Source organism: Algibacter sp. L4_22 (genome assembly GCF_023473045.1).
GTDB lineage: Bacteria > Bacteroidota > Bacteroidia > Flavobacteriales > Flavobacteriaceae > Algibacter.
This window is the reverse complement of the sequence record NZ_JAMCOK010000003.1, coordinates 199,645-219,109: the sequence shown is the minus strand read 5'-3', so window position 1 is coordinate 219,109 and position 19,465 is coordinate 199,645. Positions and strand designations below refer to the sequence as shown.

Annotated in this window: 14 protein-coding genes; 3 read left to right on the top strand and 11 right to left on the bottom strand. The window is 32.6% G+C overall.

Translation table 11 applies throughout. The features are described 5' to 3' along the window. Window positions 1–14: 14 nt before the first annotated feature. Together M4I23_RS09070 and M4I23_RS09065 are read left to right on the top strand one after the other, a co-directional pair. Window positions 15–392, top strand: a complete 378-nt coding sequence (locus M4I23_RS09070) for a Na(+)-translocating NADH-quinone reductase subunit F (protein ID WP_158843933.1) — start codon at window positions 15–17, stop codon at window positions 390–392. Next, window positions 393–1,388 carry an FAD:protein FMN transferase gene (locus M4I23_RS09065; RefSeq protein ID WP_249754177.1) on the top strand — a complete coding sequence of 332 codons (996 nt, stop codon included), beginning with the start codon at window positions 393–395 and terminating at the stop codon, window positions 1,386–1,388. Between the two features lie 25 nt (window positions 1,389–1,413). On the opposite strand, the gene M4I23_RS09060 is transcribed toward M4I23_RS09065, so the two are convergent. The 7 genes from M4I23_RS09060 to gpmI form a co-directional block, all read right to left on the bottom strand. Continuing rightward, window positions 1,414–1,920, bottom strand: a complete 507-nt coding sequence (locus M4I23_RS09060) for a hypothetical protein (protein WP_158843929.1) — start codon at window positions 1,918–1,920, stop codon at window positions 1,414–1,416. An 87-nt stretch (window positions 1,921–2,007) separates the two neighbouring features. Next, the gene (locus tag M4I23_RS09055) at window positions 2,008–2,376 is read right to left on the bottom strand and encodes a DUF423 domain-containing protein (protein ID WP_158843927.1); all 369 of its coding nucleotides are present in this window, start codon (window positions 2,374–2,376) and stop codon (window positions 2,008–2,010) included. A gap of 28 nt (window positions 2,377–2,404) precedes the next feature. Continuing rightward, window positions 2,405–3,169, bottom strand: a complete 765-nt coding sequence (locus M4I23_RS09050; RefSeq protein WP_158843925.1) for a class I SAM-dependent methyltransferase — start codon at window positions 3,167–3,169, stop codon at window positions 2,405–2,407. 6 nt (window positions 3,170–3,175) lie between these two features. Beyond that, entirely contained in the window at window positions 3,176–3,961 is a 786-nt protein-coding gene (locus tag M4I23_RS09045; RefSeq protein WP_249754176.1) for a DUF3050 domain-containing protein, read from the bottom strand. 8 nt (window positions 3,962–3,969) lie between these two features. Continuing rightward, window positions 3,970–4,788 (bottom strand): type I methionyl aminopeptidase, encoded by an 819-nt coding sequence (map, locus tag M4I23_RS09040; RefSeq protein WP_158843921.1) that lies wholly within the window; start codon window positions 4,786–4,788, stop codon window positions 3,970–3,972. An 81-nt stretch (window positions 4,789–4,869) separates the two neighbouring features. Beyond that, window positions 4,870–5,274, bottom strand: coding sequence for a BT0820 family HAD-type phosphatase (locus M4I23_RS09035; protein ID WP_158843919.1), 405 nt, complete (start codon window positions 5,272–5,274; stop codon window positions 4,870–4,872). A gap of 44 nt (window positions 5,275–5,318) precedes the next feature. Further along, a complete protein-coding gene (gene gpmI / locus M4I23_RS09030; RefSeq protein WP_158843917.1) occupies window positions 5,319–6,830 on the bottom strand; it encodes a 2,3-bisphosphoglycerate-independent phosphoglycerate mutase in 1,512 nt (503 codons plus the stop codon). Window positions 6,831–7,083: 253 nt separating this feature from the next. Here gpmI and M4I23_RS09025 point away from each other — a divergent pair, with 253 nt between their 5' ends. After that, complete coding sequence (locus M4I23_RS09025) at window positions 7,084–7,482, top strand: ankyrin repeat domain-containing protein (RefSeq protein WP_249754175.1); 399 nt, start codon at window positions 7,084–7,086, stop codon at window positions 7,480–7,482. A 575-nt stretch (window positions 7,483–8,057) separates the two neighbouring features. On the opposite strand, the gene M4I23_RS09020 is transcribed toward M4I23_RS09025, so the two are convergent. From M4I23_RS09020 to M4I23_RS09005, 4 genes are all read right to left on the bottom strand, one after another. After that, window positions 8,058–9,950: a RagB/SusD family nutrient uptake outer membrane protein gene (locus M4I23_RS09020; RefSeq protein WP_249754174.1), complete on the bottom strand. Its 1,893-nt coding sequence runs from the start codon at window positions 9,948–9,950 to the stop codon at window positions 8,058–8,060. Between the two features lie 24 nt (window positions 9,951–9,974). Then, window positions 9,975–13,217: a TonB-dependent receptor gene (locus tag M4I23_RS09015; RefSeq protein WP_249754173.1), complete on the bottom strand. Its 3,243-nt coding sequence runs from the start codon at window positions 13,215–13,217 to the stop codon at window positions 9,975–9,977. Between the two features lie 981 nt (window positions 13,218–14,198). After that, window positions 14,199–15,950, bottom strand: a complete 1,752-nt coding sequence (locus M4I23_RS09010) for a RagB/SusD family nutrient uptake outer membrane protein (RefSeq protein ID WP_249754172.1) — start codon at window positions 15,948–15,950, stop codon at window positions 14,199–14,201. Between the two features lie 44 nt (window positions 15,951–15,994). Then, a complete protein-coding gene (locus tag M4I23_RS09005) occupies window positions 15,995–19,225 on the bottom strand; it encodes a SusC/RagA family TonB-linked outer membrane protein (RefSeq protein ID WP_249754171.1) in 3,231 nt (1,076 codons plus the stop codon). Window positions 19,226–19,465 lie beyond the last annotated feature (240 nt).

Here is a 19,465-nt window from a genome sequence, read left to right as displayed (position 1 = left end):
TGTATTTTTGCAATATGAGTAAAGCATTATCAAAACAAGAACTTCACAATTTGGCCATGAACCACGTTGGGAAAGATTTAGAAAATCGTGGTTTCGATTTTATAGCCATAAATAGTAAACTTAAAAAACATCCCCAATTTGTTTGTATGGATAAAACAAAGCAGTACTTTTTTGTAATTGTTCGTGCCGTAATTTTACCAGAAAACCCTAATAATTACGATGTAGTTTGGATGGAAAGCTTTAAAAAGCACGCTAGAGAAAATGATGCTAAAGTATTGTATGCAGGTGTTGGAGTAGGTAGTGTTAATGGTGAAAAAGAACCTCTTTATTTAAACGAAGAATACTTATTAGAATATAACGGAATTCAGGTTTTAGAAACAAATTTGAACTAAATGAATAAGCTTAAATTTGTGATATTATGCTTGATGTTTGCTGCATGCAAGCAATCAGCTTCAAGTAAAGAAATAATTAATCCTGAAAATACACGACTCGAAGGTTCTGTTTTTGGAACCTTTTATCAAGTTACTTACGGTACAGATGTGAATTATGAAAAACAGCTCGATAGTTTGTTTTTTGTAATTAATAAGTCGATGTCAACGTATATTCCTGATTCTGATATTTCGAAATTAAACAGAAATGAAATTATTGATATTGATAACCATTTTAAAACCGTTTTCGAAAATTCCGAAGCTATTTACAAAGCTACCAATGGTGCTTTCGACCCTACAATTGGAGCGGTTGTTAACGCATGGGATTTTGGCCCGGAGGGAAAAATAATTGACTTAGATAGCCTTAAGATTAATAATTTAATGCAATCCGTAGGTTTAAATAAAGTTGAATTGGTTAATTCTAAAATTATAAAACCAAAAGGAACGTTTTTGGATTTTAACGCTATCGCAAAAGGTTATGGGGTTGATGTTGTAGGTAGATTTTTGGAAAGTAAAAACGTTAAAAACTATTTAATAAATATAGGAGGAGAACTACGTGCAAGAGGTTCTAATAAAGCCAGTGGAAAGGTTTGGACAGTAGGTGTAGAGAACCCAAATTTTAATGGAACGCAATCTATAAATAAAGTGCTTTTTCTTAAAGATAAGTCCATGGCAACATCAGGAACATATCGAAAATTTAAGGTTGACGAAAATGGAAATCGCTATGCACATATTATCGATACTAAAACAGGTTATCCTAGTAAAACTAACTTATTAAGCATTTCTGTAATTGCTGATAATTGTATGACGGCAGATGCTTACGCAACAGCTTTTAAGGCTATGGGAATAGAAAAAGTAAAAATTTTTTTAGAAAATCATTCAGAATTAAAAGTTTTCCTGATTTTTGAAAATGATGAAAAGGAGTTTGAAACTTTAACTTTTAATGGTTTTGGTGAGTAATTTATAGGTTTGGTATCTGTTGTTTTTATTCTTTAAATATTTCTGTAAAAATAATATTTTTAGATGGTTCATTTTCAAATATAGGCGTTGTTTCAATATTTACAGTTATTTCCCACTCGGTCTTTGATATTTTCTCCCCTTTTATTATACCATTTTTTACTTCATATTTGTTATGAGCTACCCAAGCCCCATACTGTTGGTAAAAGCAGTTTGTTGAAAGGATTTCATTATCTATAAATTCAAAGTCAGTATTATTGTTTTCGATTTGAAAAATTAAGTTTTCTCCCCATTCATCATCTATTATATTATCACATTGCGCTCCGTTAAGATTGTATTTAAACAATATTTTATTTCCATTAATTATATTATAATTATTTCTTTTAAACTGAGTATCGAATTCAACTATTATTTCCTTTTCAGAAACCCAATTTGATATTATCATTTCGGGATAACAATCGTTTTCATTTTCGTCGCTTTTACAAGAAGAAAAGAAGGTTAGAATCATTATAGATGTAAAAATAAAATGCCTCATGTTTTCTAGTTTATTGTTAGATGATAAATATCTAATTAGGTTGCGTCAAATTAGATACAATAGAAAATAGATAAGCGTAAATTCTTTCTATAAAACATTAATTAACAAAAGTAACCAGCCAATAACAAAAAGCAAGCCACCTAGCGGAGTTATAGGGCCTAAAAATTTCAACTTACTTCCTTTTGCATCAGATAAAATTAAACCATAAATACTGAAAGAAAACAAGATAATACCCAAGGTAAAGCACCAGTAAATAGGTATCGTTATATATTTAAAATTTAAACCGAGTGCTACCAAAACAATGGCATGATACATTTGATATTTTACACCAACTTCAAAACTATGCAATTGGTCGTTAGATAAGATTTTCTTCAAAGCATGTGCTCCAAAAGCACCAAAAATAACGGATAACATCCCAAAAATAGCACCAGTAGCAATTATAACTTGTTGTGTCATGATTCAATAAATATTTAGTTTGAAATTTTTATTTATAAACTACCGGAATAATTTCACCTTTGGCTAAACAGTATTTTTCTATCGCTTCCGCGGAAAGATTTGCGGTATAATCAACCTCCTTTACTTTAAAACCTATACCTCGAAGCTTGTCAAAATAATCTTGGCCATAAACACGAACATGATCGTATTGTCCGAATATTTTAGCGCGTTCAACTTTATCGGTAATCGAATCATCTTCAAAAGTGGTTGCTCTAGATAAATCTTGGGGAATTTGAAAAACACCCATACCACCAGGTTTTAAAACACGATATAATTCCTGCATCGCTTTGGTATCATCAGGAATATGTTCTAAAACATGATTACAAAAAATAATATCGTAACTATTATCTTCAAAAGGTAAATCGCAAATATCTGCTTTTACGTCTGCAATAGGAGAAAGTAAATCGGTTGTAGTGTAATCTAAGTTTTTAAGATTTCTAAAACGTTTTAAAAAACATTGTTCGGGAGCAAAATGAAGTACTTTTTTTGGTGCTGTAAAAAAATCGGTTTCATTTTTAAGATACAACCAAAGTAATCGGTGGCGCTCTAAACTTAAAGTAGAAGGTGATAATACGTTGTTACGCTGATTGCCATAACCATAAGGGAGAAAACTTTTAAAGCTTTTTCCATCTATAGGGTCGGTAAAAGTGTCGCCTTTTAAAAAGAAAGCTAAAACCGGACGAATAACATAGCTTAACCTTATTAACAAAGGTCTTGGAATGGTGTTTAATATGAGTTTAAAGAGCTTTTTCAAATTTTGCTAGGCTAATACCGTATTCGATAAAATTAAAGTTGAAATACCATCCCAAAGCGCAATCCTATATTTTAATGCATCTTTGGCTGTTTCTAATACGTCATTCCATTTAGTTTGGTCGTTTCCACATAATTCTTCAACCATTTTTAGTGACAGTGGGCCATGTTCATCTCCATCCAATTCAATATGGCGTTCTAAATAATAAGTTAACTTACTATAAGATGCTTTATTGTTTTGTTCCGATTGTTTAATAATTTGAAAAAACATATCAGGAATTACATCTTCTCTGCCAAAAGTAAATGCAGATGCTATTTTATGCGATGCATTGGTTGCTATTATTTTAAATGAAAAGTCTACAAAATCTCTAGTTGCTTTAGGTAAGTTTAAAGCCGTCATCGCTTCGGAAACTGAAATACCTTTTTCTATTTGTATTATAAATTTTTCTATATTAGTTGTACTTGCTCCAATTTGGTGCATAGCATCTAAGTACATTTCAAAGTGACTATTAGGTTCTCCCAATTCATTAATATCACTTTCTTCTCCTAAAACAATTTCATTAATAAAACGAGCTGTAGAAGGATGTTTAACAGGAATCCAGGGCACAGAAGTATTAGTTAAATGATTTTGAAGCGCTTTTAGCAAACTCATAAAATCCCAAACGGCAAACACATGTTGCTCCATAAAGGTTTTTATGTCTTTAACCGATGCTAAGTTGCTATATAGTTTATGAGAATTAAGTTCTGCGCGTAATGGTTTTAACGCGAGTTCTATAGATTCAATAGATGTATTCATGCGTTGTTTTAGAGAACTAATGCTTGTTGACGAAATTCATCTTCTTCATTACTTTTAATTCCTAAAGCATCATATACATACGCAAAGGTTGAAAGCAACTCAGGTTTTCCATCAACTAAAGCCACATCGTGCTCAAAATGTGCAGATGGTTTATTGTCTAAAGTTGTAATTGTCCAACCGTCTCTGTGTTGTTTTATACGGTGTGTCCCTAAGTTAATCATTGGCTCAATGGCAACCACCATACCGTCAATAAATTTCTTGCCTCTACCACGTTTTCCGTAGTTTGGCATTTCTGGATCTTCATGCATTTTGCTGCCTAATCCATGACCAACTAGCTCACGAACCACGCCATAACCATGATCTTCACAATATTTTTGAATGGCATAACCAACATCGCCAACACGGTTGTTCGCTTTAAACTCACGGATACCAACGTATAAAGATTCTTTGGTAACTTGAAGTAATTTTTCAGTTTCTGGATCAATCTCACCTACTGCAAATGTATAAGCGTGATCTCCATAAAATCCGTTTTTTAATGCACCACAATCTATAGAAATGATATCGCCTTCAACTAAAGGTGTATTATTAGGAATACCGTGTACTACTTGCGTATTCGGACTCATGCAAAGGGTGTTTGGGAAATCGTAAAGGCCTAAAAAACCAGGAATAGCACCATGGTCTCTAATATGTTCTTCTGCAATTTTATCAAGTTGAAGCGTAGTAACGCCTGGCTTAATTGCTTTGGCAACTTCGCCTAATGTTTTAGATACTATTAATGCACTTTCACGCATCAATTCTATTTCTTCTTTTGTTTTTATTACTATCATAATTATAAAAAAAATAATGGCAAAGATGCTTTAATTAGAAGTCTTTGCTTTTGCTTAAAATAAAGCTACTCAAGATTTAACCTATTTTAAGAAACTAAAAAAACCTTTTTTTTGTTTGGGTATTACTGGTGTTTCATTTGTAAGTATTTGATAAACTTTACCCCAACCAATAAAACCGCCAATATTTCTATCGTCTATAAATAAATCTGCATTTATTTTACGACTAATATCTGTTGTGTATTCTTCACCTGCAAAACTGTTATTCACAGCGTAAAAGCTAATACCATTTTCTTCACAAAAAGTAACGGCTTCGTCTAATCTACTACCACATCTGTAGGTCCATAAAATTAAACGATGCCCTTCTTCTTGAAGTTTTTTTAATGTTTCGAAAGCAAATATCATAGGCTTCCCTATTTTTGGGTAAGCATCTTCTACGATTGTGCCATCAAAATCGACAGCAATTATTTTTGTGTTGTTAAAATTCATCTTATTAACGGTAGCTTATAAAACCTAAGCTAGAGTATTAGATTTTAAACCAAAGGGTGTTGCGTCATTGCTTTTGGTTGTTCTACACCTATAAGTTTTAAAATGGTTGGAGCCATATCTCCTAAAACACCATCTTTAATACTTTTTAATTCGTTGTCTATTAAAATAACAGGCACAGGGTTTGTTGTGTGTGCTGTATTTGGCGAACCATCTGGATTAATCATAGTTTCACAATTACCGTGATCGGCAATTAATAGGGTAGTGTACCCATTTGCTAAACCTGTAGTAACAACTTCTTTCACGCAAGTATCAACAGCTTCACAAGCTTTAATTGCTGCTTCCATAACACCTGTATGTCCAACCATATCGCCATTGGCAAAGTTTAAGCAAACAAAATCTGCTTCTCCTTTTTGTAATTCAGGAACTAACGCTTCTGTTAATTCAAAAGCACTCATTTCTGGTTTCAAATCGTAAGTCGCTACTTTAGGCGAGTTTTTCAAAATTCGAGATTCACCTTCAAATGGGGTTTCTTGCCCTCCTGAAAAGAAAAATGTTACGTGTGGGTATTTTTCTGTCTCGGCAATTCTAATTTGTTTTTTACCGTTTTTAGATAAAACTTCACCTAAGGTTTCGGTTATATTATCTTTATTAAAAATAACTTTTATACCTTTAAAAGCATCGCTGTAGTTTGTGATGGTTACATAGTATAAGTCTAATTTTTTAGTATTGTATTCTGGAAAATCTTTTTGGTTTAACATTTCTGTTAACTCACGACCTCTATCTGTTCTAAAATTAAAAAAGATAAGAACATCATCTTTTTCTACTTTAGCTATGGCTTCATTATTTTCAGTAATAATTAAAGGTTTGATGAACTCATCGGTAACATCATTATCATAATTAGCCTGAATTTCGGCAACTGGGTTATCTGTTTTAGTTCCCACATTGTTTACAATAGCATCGTAAGCTAGTTTTACCCGTTCCCAGCGCTTATCTCTATCCATGGCGTAATAACGACCAGTAATAGTTGCTATTTTTGCTTTTGTGCCTTCAATATATTTTTGTAAATCTTCAACATAACCTTTACCAGATTTTGGATCAACATCACGACCATCTGTAAATGCATGGACATAAGAGTTTACACCAGCTTTGTTGGCTGCATCAATAAACCCTTTTAAATGGCTAGTATGTGCATGAACACCACCATTACTTAATAAACCTAAAAAGTGTACTTTTTTATTATTATCCGATGCATATTTTAAAGCATCAATTAATACTTTTTCGTCTTTTAAAGTATCTTTTTCAATCGCTAAGTTAATTTTAGCTAAATCTTGATACACAATTCTACCGGCACCTAAATTCATGTGGCCAACTTCACTATTTCCCATTTGCCCTTCTGGTAAACCAACATGTAAACCGTCGGTCCTTAATGTCGCGAATGGATATTTTTTATATAGTGAATCTATGAAAGGTGTGTTTGCATGATCGATAGCAGAAACTTTTGGGTCTGGAGAGTTTCCCCAACCGTCTAGAATCATTAAGATGACTTTTTTATTCATTTTTTTGAAAATTTTAATAATCATTACAAAGATACATAACTTGGTCTAAGTGACCATTAAAATTAGCTTGAAAATAGGGTTTTATAAGGGGGTTGATAATTTGTTTGAAAATGTAGGTTTTCTTTAATTATATCAAAATTAAATACTAAAATCTTGATAATTTTTATTTTCTCTGTAACATTTTTAAGATTCCATCGTCTTTTAAGTATATCAAAAAACATAATCAATTTAATCAAATCAAAAATCTTTCATCATGAAAAAATCAATCATTATTTCCGCAATCGCATTATGCTTTTCATTAGGAACTGTAAATGCTACACCTGTAACTTCAACCGATTACACTTTAGTAAATGTTCGGTATTTTAAAGTAAACTCCTTTTGTGTATCTATCGCTTTAGGTGATATTGATACTGTAATGAAGTTGTTATCTTTGGGTGAAGATGTTAATCAGGTTTCTAATGGGATGACGCCGGCTATGTATGCCGCTAAGTTTAACAGAACTGAAATTTTGGAACTTTTAATTATACATGGAGCAGATTTAAAAGCGAAAAATTCAAAAAAAATGACAGCTGCTAAATATGCTAAAATTCATGGCGCTACCGATGCAGCAGTTATAATAAAAGAAACTTTAGCTGAGAAAAAGAAAAAATAATTATTAACATATATAATTATTTTGAGTTAGTCACTCTGTAAAAAGCTGCCGTTAATGGTGGCTTTTTTGTTTTTAAACAAGAAGTGAAATTCTTATAGACGTAAAAAAAGCAGTTATAAATGTATAACTGCTTTTTTTTAATTAAAAAAAAACTAACTCAAACTATAATATATTTGTAACTAATATGAAAATTGGTTGCCATAACATTTATTTTCTCCAAAACAAATCTCTAAGACTTCCTTGTACAATATTATAGTATTTTGAAGAAATTGGATATAATTTATGGTTCTATTACTATAAATTATCAGTTATTTTAGGGGTTTTTGCCTCGTAAAAAATATCTGTTTTTTAATTTTTATATGAAAACAGTATTTTATTAGTGTTTTTTTGATGCAATGTATTAGAAAATAGATCTTGATGGTTTCCAACTGAATAAAAAGATGTCCAATTTACTCATATTAAATAAATACGGTCTTCAATCTAAATAGTTGTATTTAAGCATAAAAAAAACTGCAGACTGATAAAATCAATCCGCAGTTTGTAAAACAACTAATTTAAAAAAAATGTTTTTAGTATTACCAACCTGGGTTTTGTAATAAGTTTGAATTTTGATCTATTTGACCGGAAGGAATAGGATCTACATAATTATCTATAGAGAAATTTCTATTTCCTGCAATATCTAAAATTAAAGCTCCTGGTTTTGTTGTTGCAATACCTGAATAAGAAGATACAGATTCTTCTGAGGTTGTTGTTCCATAAGAAAACGCACTTGGAAGATAAATTGTAGAGGTTGGATTCTTTGGATTGGTAGCTGTTTCAAACTCTGTACCATCTACATAAGTGGTTGCTACAGTATGACCAAGCTCTTCTTCTGCGATACCCCAACGTTTTAAATCGTTGAAACGTTGATTTTCACCAAATAACTCGATAGCACGCTCTCTACGTATTTCACCTAACATAGTTAAGTCTGAAAATGGTGCAATTAAAGCATTGGTTAAAGGAGCTACATTAGAACGTTCTCTAATTTTGTTGATAGAGATATTTAAATCACCATCTGAAATTGTTCCTCCTCCTAATTCTACAGCTGCTTCAGCATATGTTAATAGTACTTCAGCATAACGTAAATGTGGATAATTAAAAGCTTCATCTTTGGTTTCTCTTAATTTATATTCAGTGGTAAGCTTAACACCTCTATAACCAATATTACGTCCGGCTCCTGGGCTTGTTAATTCCGGCACATATCTATAATCATAATTAGTACCTGCGTCTGCGAAGTCTACACCATATTGTGCTCCTCCACCTTCTACGCTATTTCCCCAACCCCAGTATTCTTTTAGAGGTTCGCTAACAAAACTAGTTAAACGATAATCACGATTTTGAAATTCTGAATTCATTAAATCATAGCCTTCAAATACTGAAGAATGTTGAACAGGTAAACCATCTGTACATAAGTACATATCCATTAATTTACGAGATGGAGTATGAGTTTTAGAGTGTGTTAGGTTTTTATTTATACTTCTTAATGTATAATCATAAACGGTTTGAATTATAAATTCTTTATTATTTGCTTTAGATAAGCCAGCAGGATTAGATCCCTCATCTTCTAAATTAAATAGATAAAATAAGTTTCTATCGCCAAATTCATCACGGTGATCCCATAATTCATAAGCTCCACTATTAATTACTGCCAAAGATTGTTCTTTTGCTTCTGTAAACATTTCGTCTACACTAGGATAATTTGCTGGTTTATTAGACCCAGCACCTGTGCTAATGCCGTCACCATCTGTAGTTGTACCTACGTATTTTTCCCAAGTTGCTTCGTATAATAAAACACGTGCTTTAAATGCTCTAGCCGCTTCTGTTGAAAGTTTACCTTTTCCTGAATCTGGAATACTATTTTCTGAAGGTAAATCTGCTATTGCTACGTCTAAATCGCTAAGAATTTGATCTACCACTTCGTAACGACTGTTTCTTGTTTCATATAATTCTTCTGAATCTACATCTAAAGAACGTGTAACTATTGGTACACCTCCAAAACGTTGTAATAAATTGTAATGACACCAAGCTCTAAAGAAGTAAGCTGTAGCAACAGATCCAGCAATTTCTGATTGATTTCCATTGTATTCTGCGGCTTTTTCAATTAATTGATTTGGTTCTCTTAATTGACCATAATTACTTGACCAAACAGCATCTGTAACAGGAATAGATGATTGTCCTTGTCCATAAGACGGAGAAGTGGCAAGATTTCCTGATAAATCTGAAGATTCATCTCCGGCATCATATCCTAAAGATGCACGGTAAAAATAATTTGCAGCATTTTCAAACTGTTCTGCAGTGTTAAAATACACTGCTTCGGTAACAGAATCCAGTGGTTCCTGATCTAAATAATCTGAGCACCCAGTAAACATGAATACTGAAACTACGGCTGTTAGCCCTATTCGTTTTATATTATAATGTATATTTTTCATATTCTTTAAATTAAAAGTTCTTAATTAAAATGCTAGTTCAACTCCAAAGGTCAATGCAGATGAAAAAGGCACCATATTCCCTTGTCTAGTTCCTTCACCAAATTCAGGATCTAACCCATCTTTTATGTTCGAAATTGTAAATAAATCGCTACCTGTTAGAGAGAAACGTACTTTGTCCATTCCCATTCTATCTAAAACAGTTTCTGGTAACCTGTATCCTACAGATATTGTTTTAGCTCTTAAATAAGAGGCTTTAATAACATTTCTATCGTTTAAATCTCCATAATTCCATTTTTTTCTAGCTCCATTAACGAAAGCTGCAGGATATTCAGCATCTTGATTATCTTCTGTCCAGGTCTTGTTTGTGAAAATTGGGTTTTGGTTTGTCCACCATTGCATAAATGGATAAGAAAGAGATCCCGTTCTAACGATATTTACTTCTGCAACTCCTTGGAAGAACGCACTAAAATCGAAGTTTTTATAAGAGAACCCTAAATTAACACCAAAACTTTTATGTGGATTTGCATCGCCTATGTACACTAAATCATCTTCATCAATAACACCATCTCCACTAACATCTACACGATTAACGGTTCCTGGAACTAAACGATCTGCACTTCTATAATTTGGCAATTTTGTACCATTTTTCATGTTTGTTTGGTCTGCAGGATCTGCAAATCCATATTGATTATAGTATTCTAACACTTCGCTTTCTGAAGATAATATGCCATCTGTTTTATACGCATATATTGCATTTAATGGTTTCCCTTCAAGAATATCGTTTGTACCCAAAGCAATAGTGCTTTTACCTTCCATTTTGGTAACTTCACTATCGTTATCCCAAAATGCAAGTCCTACACGATATGTAAAATCGTCTCCTATACGATCTCTCCAGTTTAAAGACAATTCGTAACCTTTAGTTTCAAAATTACCACTATTCGTTTTTGGAGCCGTAGCACCTAATATTTGGGGATATGTTATATTAATTAACATATCGTCATTTTTACGAATAAAATATTCTGCAGTACCTGTTAATCTATTATTTAATAATCCAAAATCTAATGCAATGTTACTTGTTGATACACGTTCCCAAGAACGTTGAAAAGAAGTCATTCCACTAATATTCGATGTTACAGCTAATTGTGGAGTACTACCAAATAATACAGTGCCATTACCAATGCTAGAGTAATAATCGTAAGCACCGATACCTGTTACCGATCCTGTTTCTCCATAAGAAGCACGTAATTTTAATAGATTAATAGTACTATCATCCATAAATGACATTTCTGAAAATACAATACCTCCAGATGCACCAAGGAAGTTTTTCCATCTGTAATCTGGGTGTAAACGAGAAGATCCATCTCGACGACCTAATACTTCTAATAAATAAATACCATTATAATCGTAATTTATTTTTCCTAGGTAAGATACTAAACCAACAACATTACTACCACCACTATTTGTTTGCGTAGTAGCGTCAAAAGCATTTAAATCGTTTAAAGAGGCATCAACTAAATTAGAACGAGACATGAAATACTTGTCTGTTTCTGATTGTTCTGCGGTATATCCAACCATAATTCCTAAATTATGTTTTCCGAAAGAACGATTATAATTTGCTTGGAAAATATGGTTTTGGAATACGTAATCGGCTTCAGTTACTTCTAGTTTAGCATTTCCTAAAGTTGTTGGAGTACTTGTTTCAATACCTTGCCAATCGTACATGGTTACAGGTTTCCATGTTTTATTTTTTCTACTTTGTGTCATTGCTATGTTTCCAAAGTAAGAGAAAGATAAACCTTCAACATACTTATCTAAGTCTAATGTAACTTTACCTCCTAAGCGAAACACATTAGTTCTATTTTTTACACGACCACCTTCTTTTAAATATGCTAGTGGATTGTTTCCTCCGAAATTATCGTAAAACTGTCCATCTGGATTATACAATGGGAATATATTCATATCTTGAATCCCATATCCAATACCTTGAGTTGGAGTATCAATTATATTACTATTGTATGATATATTAAAATCTGTTTTTACTAAATCACTAACCTTATACCCCACATTTGTACGGAAGTTGTAACGTTTTTGCCCATCGTATACTACTGATATAGGAGAACGCTCGTTGGCATATCCAAAAGATGTTCTATAGGTTGCATTTTCATTACCTCCAGAAAGTGAAAAATCGTGTCTTTCTGTAATAGTTGTGCCGTAAACGGCATCAAATTGGCTTGTGTCAGAAAAATAATTATCTTTTCCTGCCCAATAATAAGAATCTGGAGCTGTAGGCAATGTGCCATTGGCCATATTCATAAATTCATCTTCAGTAAAAAATCTAAAACTTGTTGCTGCTGTTTGTTGATTTCCGGTCCCATCTACAAAGTCAATAGCATCATTTCTTCCAGCGACCAACCAAGCCTCTGCAAACTCTTTCATATTAGCTACGGGAAAGTCTTTTACAAAGTTTAATTGTGTTTCACCTTTATAAGAGATTTTCATTTTACCAGATTTACCTTTTTTAGTAGTGACTAAAATAACACCTCCTGCAGCTTTAGTACCAAAAATTGCAGCAGACGCATCCTTTAAAACAGAATACGTTTCAATATCGTTTGCATTAATAGCAGCCAAATCACTTTGTGAAATTTCAACACCATCTAATAAAATAAGCGGACTTATACTATTTACAGAAATATCTCCACGAATATTAATAGATGTTCCTTCTACACCAGGACGGGTAGATGTACGTGTAACAACTAAACCAGGAACCTCACCTTGTAAAGCTAAAACGGCACTAGAAGTACCCTTACCTTTTACAACATCGTCCCCTTTTACTTGTGCTACAGATCCCGTAAGCGTAGCTTTTTTTTGTGTACCGAAACCAACAACAATAATTTCGTCTAAAGCGGCAACATCGGCTTTTAGTGATACATTTATAGTAGAACTGTTTCCTACAATTAATTCTTGTGTCATAAAACCTACGTAAGAAAATACAAGAGTTGAATTGTTGTTAGGTACTTTAACACTATAATTTCCATCAAAATCTGTTACAGCTCCTGTAGAAGTACCTTTCACGATAACATTTACTCCGGGAATCCCCATGTTATCTTCGGCACTTATAACCGTTCCTGTAATCGTTTTGTTTTGTTCAATAATAGGATTTGCACTTGCATACCCCATTGTAGTCATGAAGCAAACTAAAAGGCTTATACGCCAAAATAGATTTGCTGTTTTTTTCAGACCTGTCTGAGTTTTTGTTTTTTTCATCATAAAATTTTGTTTGTTCTATAATATTTCCCTCTAAAAAACTTCTTAATTGAACTTTTAAAACGTTTTCAATTAAGAAATTTTTAAAGTGATTTTTAGTCTTACAATGTTATTTATATTTTAGATAATTTAGTGTAATTTATCACTTCAAAATGATAAATTATGATTCATTTTTTGTCATAAATTGCCTTCAATAATAATTAAGGAAAAGAGGTGTTTTGAGCTCAAAATATATTAAGGTCTATTAATCAGTATTTAAGATCTTTTTTAAGGTAAAAAATGAAATTTTAAGTATATAGACGTTGTTTTTTGCAAGACTAAAATTTTGGAATTTTTGATTAAACATGGAGCAGCTTTTAAAACGAAAAATTCTAAAAAAATGACAGCTGCTAATTATACTAAAATTCATGACACTACTACTACTACTTATATATTAAAATGGAATTTCAGTTACAAAAACGGAAAAATAATTATTAGCATATATAATTGTTTTTAGTCCGTCTCTCTGTGAAAGTCCGTCGTTAATGGTGATATTTTGTGTTTTAATATGAAGTGAAATTATTTATAGACATAAAAAAAGCAGTTATAAAATTATAACTGCTTTTTTTTAATTTAAAAAAAACTAACTTAAACTATAAATATATTTGTAACTAATATGAAAATAGGTTGCCATAAAATACATTTTCTCTAAAACAAATGTTCCAGGCTTCCTCTTACAATATTATAGTATTTTAAATAAATTGGATATAATTTATGATTCAATATGTATAAATTATCATTTATTTTAGGATGTTTAAGATGAAATTATAGTTTTTTGTCATAATTAGATTTATTATCGAATTGCTCTTGTTAAAAACAATTCTATACCTTTAATTGAATTTAATGGGGAATGATATATCAATTATTTCAATGTGGAATAAAAAAACTGCAAATCGAATTTTCGATTTGCAGTTTTAGATATTATTTAAAATTAACTAGCTATAGTTACCAGCCAGGGTTTTGCTTTAAACTTGTATTTATTACAGTTTCATTAATTGGTAATGGCCATAAGTAATTTTTTAGATTAAAGGGTCTGTTTTCTTTAGAATCAATAATCAAGGCCTTTACAGGTCCTACTCCAGATGGGTAATCATCATCAAAACCATAAATAGCAATTGATGGGTCAAAAAGATTAATATCAGTATCATACTCAGTACCTTCTATGACGTATCCAACTATATCTGCGTTAAGTAAATCTACGGCTGTATTCCAGCGACGTATATCATTCCAGTGATTATTATCTTCCATATAGAGCTCTACTGTTCTTTCTCTTCTTATTTCTTCTAGCATATCAAGGTTATTATCATTAGCTAAAGTATTTGTTAAAGGAGCAATACTTGCTCTATCTCTAAGTAGGTTAACAGATATATTTAAATCATTATCTGAAATTGAACCATCACGCTCATATAAAGCTTCTGCATATGTAAGTAAAACTTCACCATATCTAAGATGTGAATAATTATAAGATTCTTCATTTACAGATCTGTAATCATTCCAAGTTTTAAATTTCCCATTCTCTAAATTTGAGTTATTTACGGCTGAAATAGGAAGTATTGGACGTGATCCATTCTCGATTACCTGTCTACCATAATTGGCCCACATTCTTCGGTCTCTATTTATAAACTGAACATCTTGAGTAGCGTAGCCTTCAAATTGAGTAGATTTGGCTATAGGTAATCCATCTAAACATGAGTAAATATCCAATGCTATTTGCGTAGGAGCATTTCTACCGGCGTTTATTTGAGTAAATAGGTTTCCTATTCTATTTCCTGAATCAAAGTCAAATATGGTCTGTATAATGAATTCTTTATTTGAAGATTTAGTGTAACCTCCAGGGTTTGAATCTGCACCTTCTATAGAAAACAACCATTTATAAGAATTGTTTTCCATAAGAGGATCGTCGTTTTTATTCCAAATTTCATATTGACCAATATCCATTACAGCTTTTGCTACTATAACGGCTTGAGCAATATACTCTGCTGAATTATTTCCAGTTCCAGATCCTTCAAAATCAGTCGCTGTACCTACATACTTTTCCCAAGTACCTTCAAATAAAAGTACACGTGCTTTATATGCTAATGCAGCAGCGCTAGACATTTTTCCTAAATCAGCTCCTGTTGCTGTTTCTGGTAAGCCTGCAATGGCTAAATCTAAATCTGCAAGAATTTGTTCTACTACTTCATATCTACTGTTTCTAGGAGCAAAGAGAACATCTGAGTCTACATTAGTTATATCTGTCACAATAGGCACGCCTCCAAATCGTTTTAATAGCCTAAAGTGGTTATAGGCTCTAAAGAAATAGGCCGCTGCTACTGATTCGCTTATGTCAGACATGCTACCACCATTGGCTACATACTCGTCTGCTTTTTTAATCAAAATGTTTACTTCTCTAAGATACGTATATGGGTTATTCCAATAAATATCGGTATCGGTAGCATTGTTGGTTCCTTGTCCATAATCTTGTAAGTACCCACTAAATTCTGTTCCGTAATCTGAAATTTCCGCAAAACCATCACCACTAGTGCCGGCAGGTGAATGCAGCGTTCTGTAAAAACGGTTAGAGGCATCTATGAAATTTTGTGGTTCGTCAAAATACACTTGTTCTGTAATACTATCTAAATCATTTAAGTCTAGAAATTTATCCTCACAGCCTACCAAGCATAAGCCTATAGTAAATAGAATAATTATTTTTTTCATTTTTATATTTTTTTCGTTAATAAAAGATGGCTTTTTCATATTGACTAAAACGCCAAATTAATTCCAAAAGCAATAGTACGTTGAAATGGATATACGGATCTTTGCGTATTAGCATCACTCTCCGCTAAGGTCTTTGCCGATTCAGGATCAAAACCATCGACTAAAGAGCTGAGTTCAAAAAGGTCATTTCCAGACATATAAACCCGTATTTTAGTCATATTTAATTTTTCTAGAACATCAGAAGGTAATGAATAGCCTATAACTAGTGTTTTAAGTCGAATATATTTATTGTTTTGTGCAAATACGTCTGTATCACCCCAGTTCCAACGTGCTAAATTTCTTTGAGCGGTTAATCTTGGGTATGTTGCTCCAGTGTTCTCAGGAGTGTATGTTAGGCCATTATAGGCAATAGTTTGGTTAGGCCAAGGATTAAAAAAAGGATAAGCATCAACCCCAGATCTAATAAGTGTTTGTTCTAGGTGGCCTTGAAAAAAAGCGGTAAAATCGAACCCTTTATATTTTGCTCCTAGGTTTATACCAAAAGTATAATGTGCTTGTGCATCTCCTGCAAATTTAACATCACCTTGACCTTTATCATTGTCTGCATTTTGGTCATTAATAACGCCATTACCGTCTAAATCTACTTTTTTAGTGTCTCCTATACGGATAGCTGATGCACCTGTTGGAACTTCCGATCCTGAACCAACATATTCTGCATTATAAGCATCTACTTCTTCTTGTGTCTGGAACAGTCCATCTGTTTTCCAAACGAAATAAGAATTTAGAGGATAACCTTCAACAGTTTCACGTAAACCTGCTTGTATAGCATTTCCTCCTTCTAGATTAACTAAAGTGTTATTGCTATCACTCATGTTTAGCCCAATGTTGTATGAGAAATCACCTTTTTGATCTTTCCAGTTTAACATCGCTTCCCAGCCTGTCGTTAGTAAGTTTCCAGAATTAGTTTCTGGAGCAGTAGCACCCAGAATTTCAGGATATGTTACAGATACAAGCATACCGTTGTTCTTTCTTTCGTAGGTTTCAAAAGTACCAGAAAGCTTGCTATTGAAAAAACTAAAATCAACTCCAATATTCTTCATTTCAACATTTTCCCAAGAACGCGTAGTTGTCGTTAATCCATTAATGTAAGATGTTGGACTTAATGTTCCTCCTTCACCAAAAAGTTCGGTGCCTGTTCCTATTGTAGATACATAATCGTAAGGTCCAATACCTACTTGATTACCACTAGTACCAATACTAGCTCTAACTTTTAAATTGTTTAAAACATCAAAGTTTTCCAAAAAGCTTTCTTTATGAATATTCCAACCAACAGATACACTTCCGTAATTATTAAATTTAAATCCAGGAGCAAACCTTGAAGAACCATCGCGTCTGCCAACTACCTCAAGTAAGTATTTCTCACTGTAGTCATAATTAATCCTTGCTAAATAAGAATATAGTCCTTCATGTTCTTGTCCTTTTGTATTATTATTTCCTGTTCCTCCATTTGTCTGAGTACCAGTAGCAACGAGTATATCATATACACCTTCATCTACAAAACCTAATCTTTTTGCCCATAAGCCTTGAAATTCACTCTTTTCAGCAGTTAAACCAACCATTGCTTTAAAATTATGAACGTCTAAGTTCTTTTCATAGTTTAAAAAAGCACCGTATGTTTGATATGATTTTGTAATATGTTCGGTTTCAATACTTGGGTTATTATTTATTGAGTTTTCTAATTCACCGTTCCAGTTATAAAGAGGAACTTCTATCATTGTAAGGTCTTGTCTGCTATTTACATGGTTATAAGTTGCTGTTGCATTTGTACTAAATCCATGGCCTATGTCATAATTTAAGTTTAGAGCAACTTTAACAATGTTTTCTTCAGTATTATCTCTACCTCCATCTTGAGTACCAGCTATAGAATTTGTGTTTCCTACGCCAAAATTTGCGTACCATTGCCCTTGTGGGTTTTTTGAAGGGAATACTGGGGCATCTTGAGAAAGAAGTGCTTGTCCAAATGATGATGATGGACTAGATGTAATATTTTTTTGTAGGGAAACATTAGCGCCCAAGTTTAATTTTTCTGAAATATCAAAATCCGTATTTAATCTAATAGAATATTGTTTTATACCATCATAAGCTGTTTTTAAAGCACCTTCAGATTCAGACAACCCCATAGATAATCTGTATCTTGCTTGCTCAGAACTTCCAGAAAGACTTAAACTTTCTTGATGACCGGTATTCGTTCCATACAATTCATCTAACCTATTTGCAGGTGCCATGTAGGTAAGTCCGTCATAGCCCCATCCAGGAGGAGTGGTTTGATAAAATCTAGATTCTCCTGCAGCAAAGCCACGTACAGTATCTTCCGTCCAATTCCAATAATTAGGAGTGGTGTCTTGTTCTCCTGCATCTAGCCATAATTGCCCATATTGTTGCATTGTTGGAACAGGAGGGTTTAGACCAATAAAATTGGTTCTAATCATAGAATTAAATTCAACTTTCATTTTCCCTTTACCCTTTTTTGTTGTAACTAAAATCACACCATTGGCAGCTCTAGAACCATATATTGAAGCAGCCCCATCCTTAAGAACACTTATTGATTCAATATCATCTGGATTCATTTGAAAAAACTCATTATCATCAAATGCTGGTGCACCATCTATTACAATTAATGGACTTCCTCCATTAACTGAAGTAGCTCCCCTAATTTGTAAGTTGACATTTTCATTACCAGGTCTTGCTGTGTTTCTGTTAACAACTAGACCAGGTGATTGTCCTTGTAATGCTAATGCTACATTAGTTACTGCTCGATCTTGAAATACTTCTGAATCTACTTGTTCGATAGCACCTGTTAATGTTTCTTTTTTAGCAGTACCATAACCTACAACAATAACCTCGTCTAAGGCAGAAACATCAGATTCTAAAGATACGTTAATAGTCGATTTATTTCCCGTATTCAATTCTTGAGAAACATAACCGATGTAAGAAAACACAAGAGTTGAATTGTTGTTAGGTACTGTAATACTGTAATTTCCATCAAAATCTGTTACAGCTCCTATAGAAGTACCTTTCACGATAACGTTTACGCCGGGAATACCCATGTTATCTTCGGCACTAACAACAGTTCCTGTAATAGTTTTGTTTTGTTCAATAATAGGATTTGCACTTGCATGCCCTAATGTAGTCATGCAGCAAACTAGAAGGCCTATAAGCCAAAATAGATTTGCTGGTTTTTTCAGACTTGTCTGAGGTTTGGTTTTTTTCATCATAAAAGTTTAGTTTGTTAATTTTAAATACCCGTTTTAAAATGTTTTGAAGTTGATGTTTTAAAACATATTTAATAAAAAGGTACTTAAAGTGGTTTTAGTCTTAACAATGTTATTTATATTTTAGACCAATGTGTATAATTTATCGCTTCAACATTATAAATTATGACTTATTTTCCGAAATAAATTGCCTTATAAAAGAATTAAGGTATAGTAGGTGTTTTCAATTTGAAGTTAATTAAA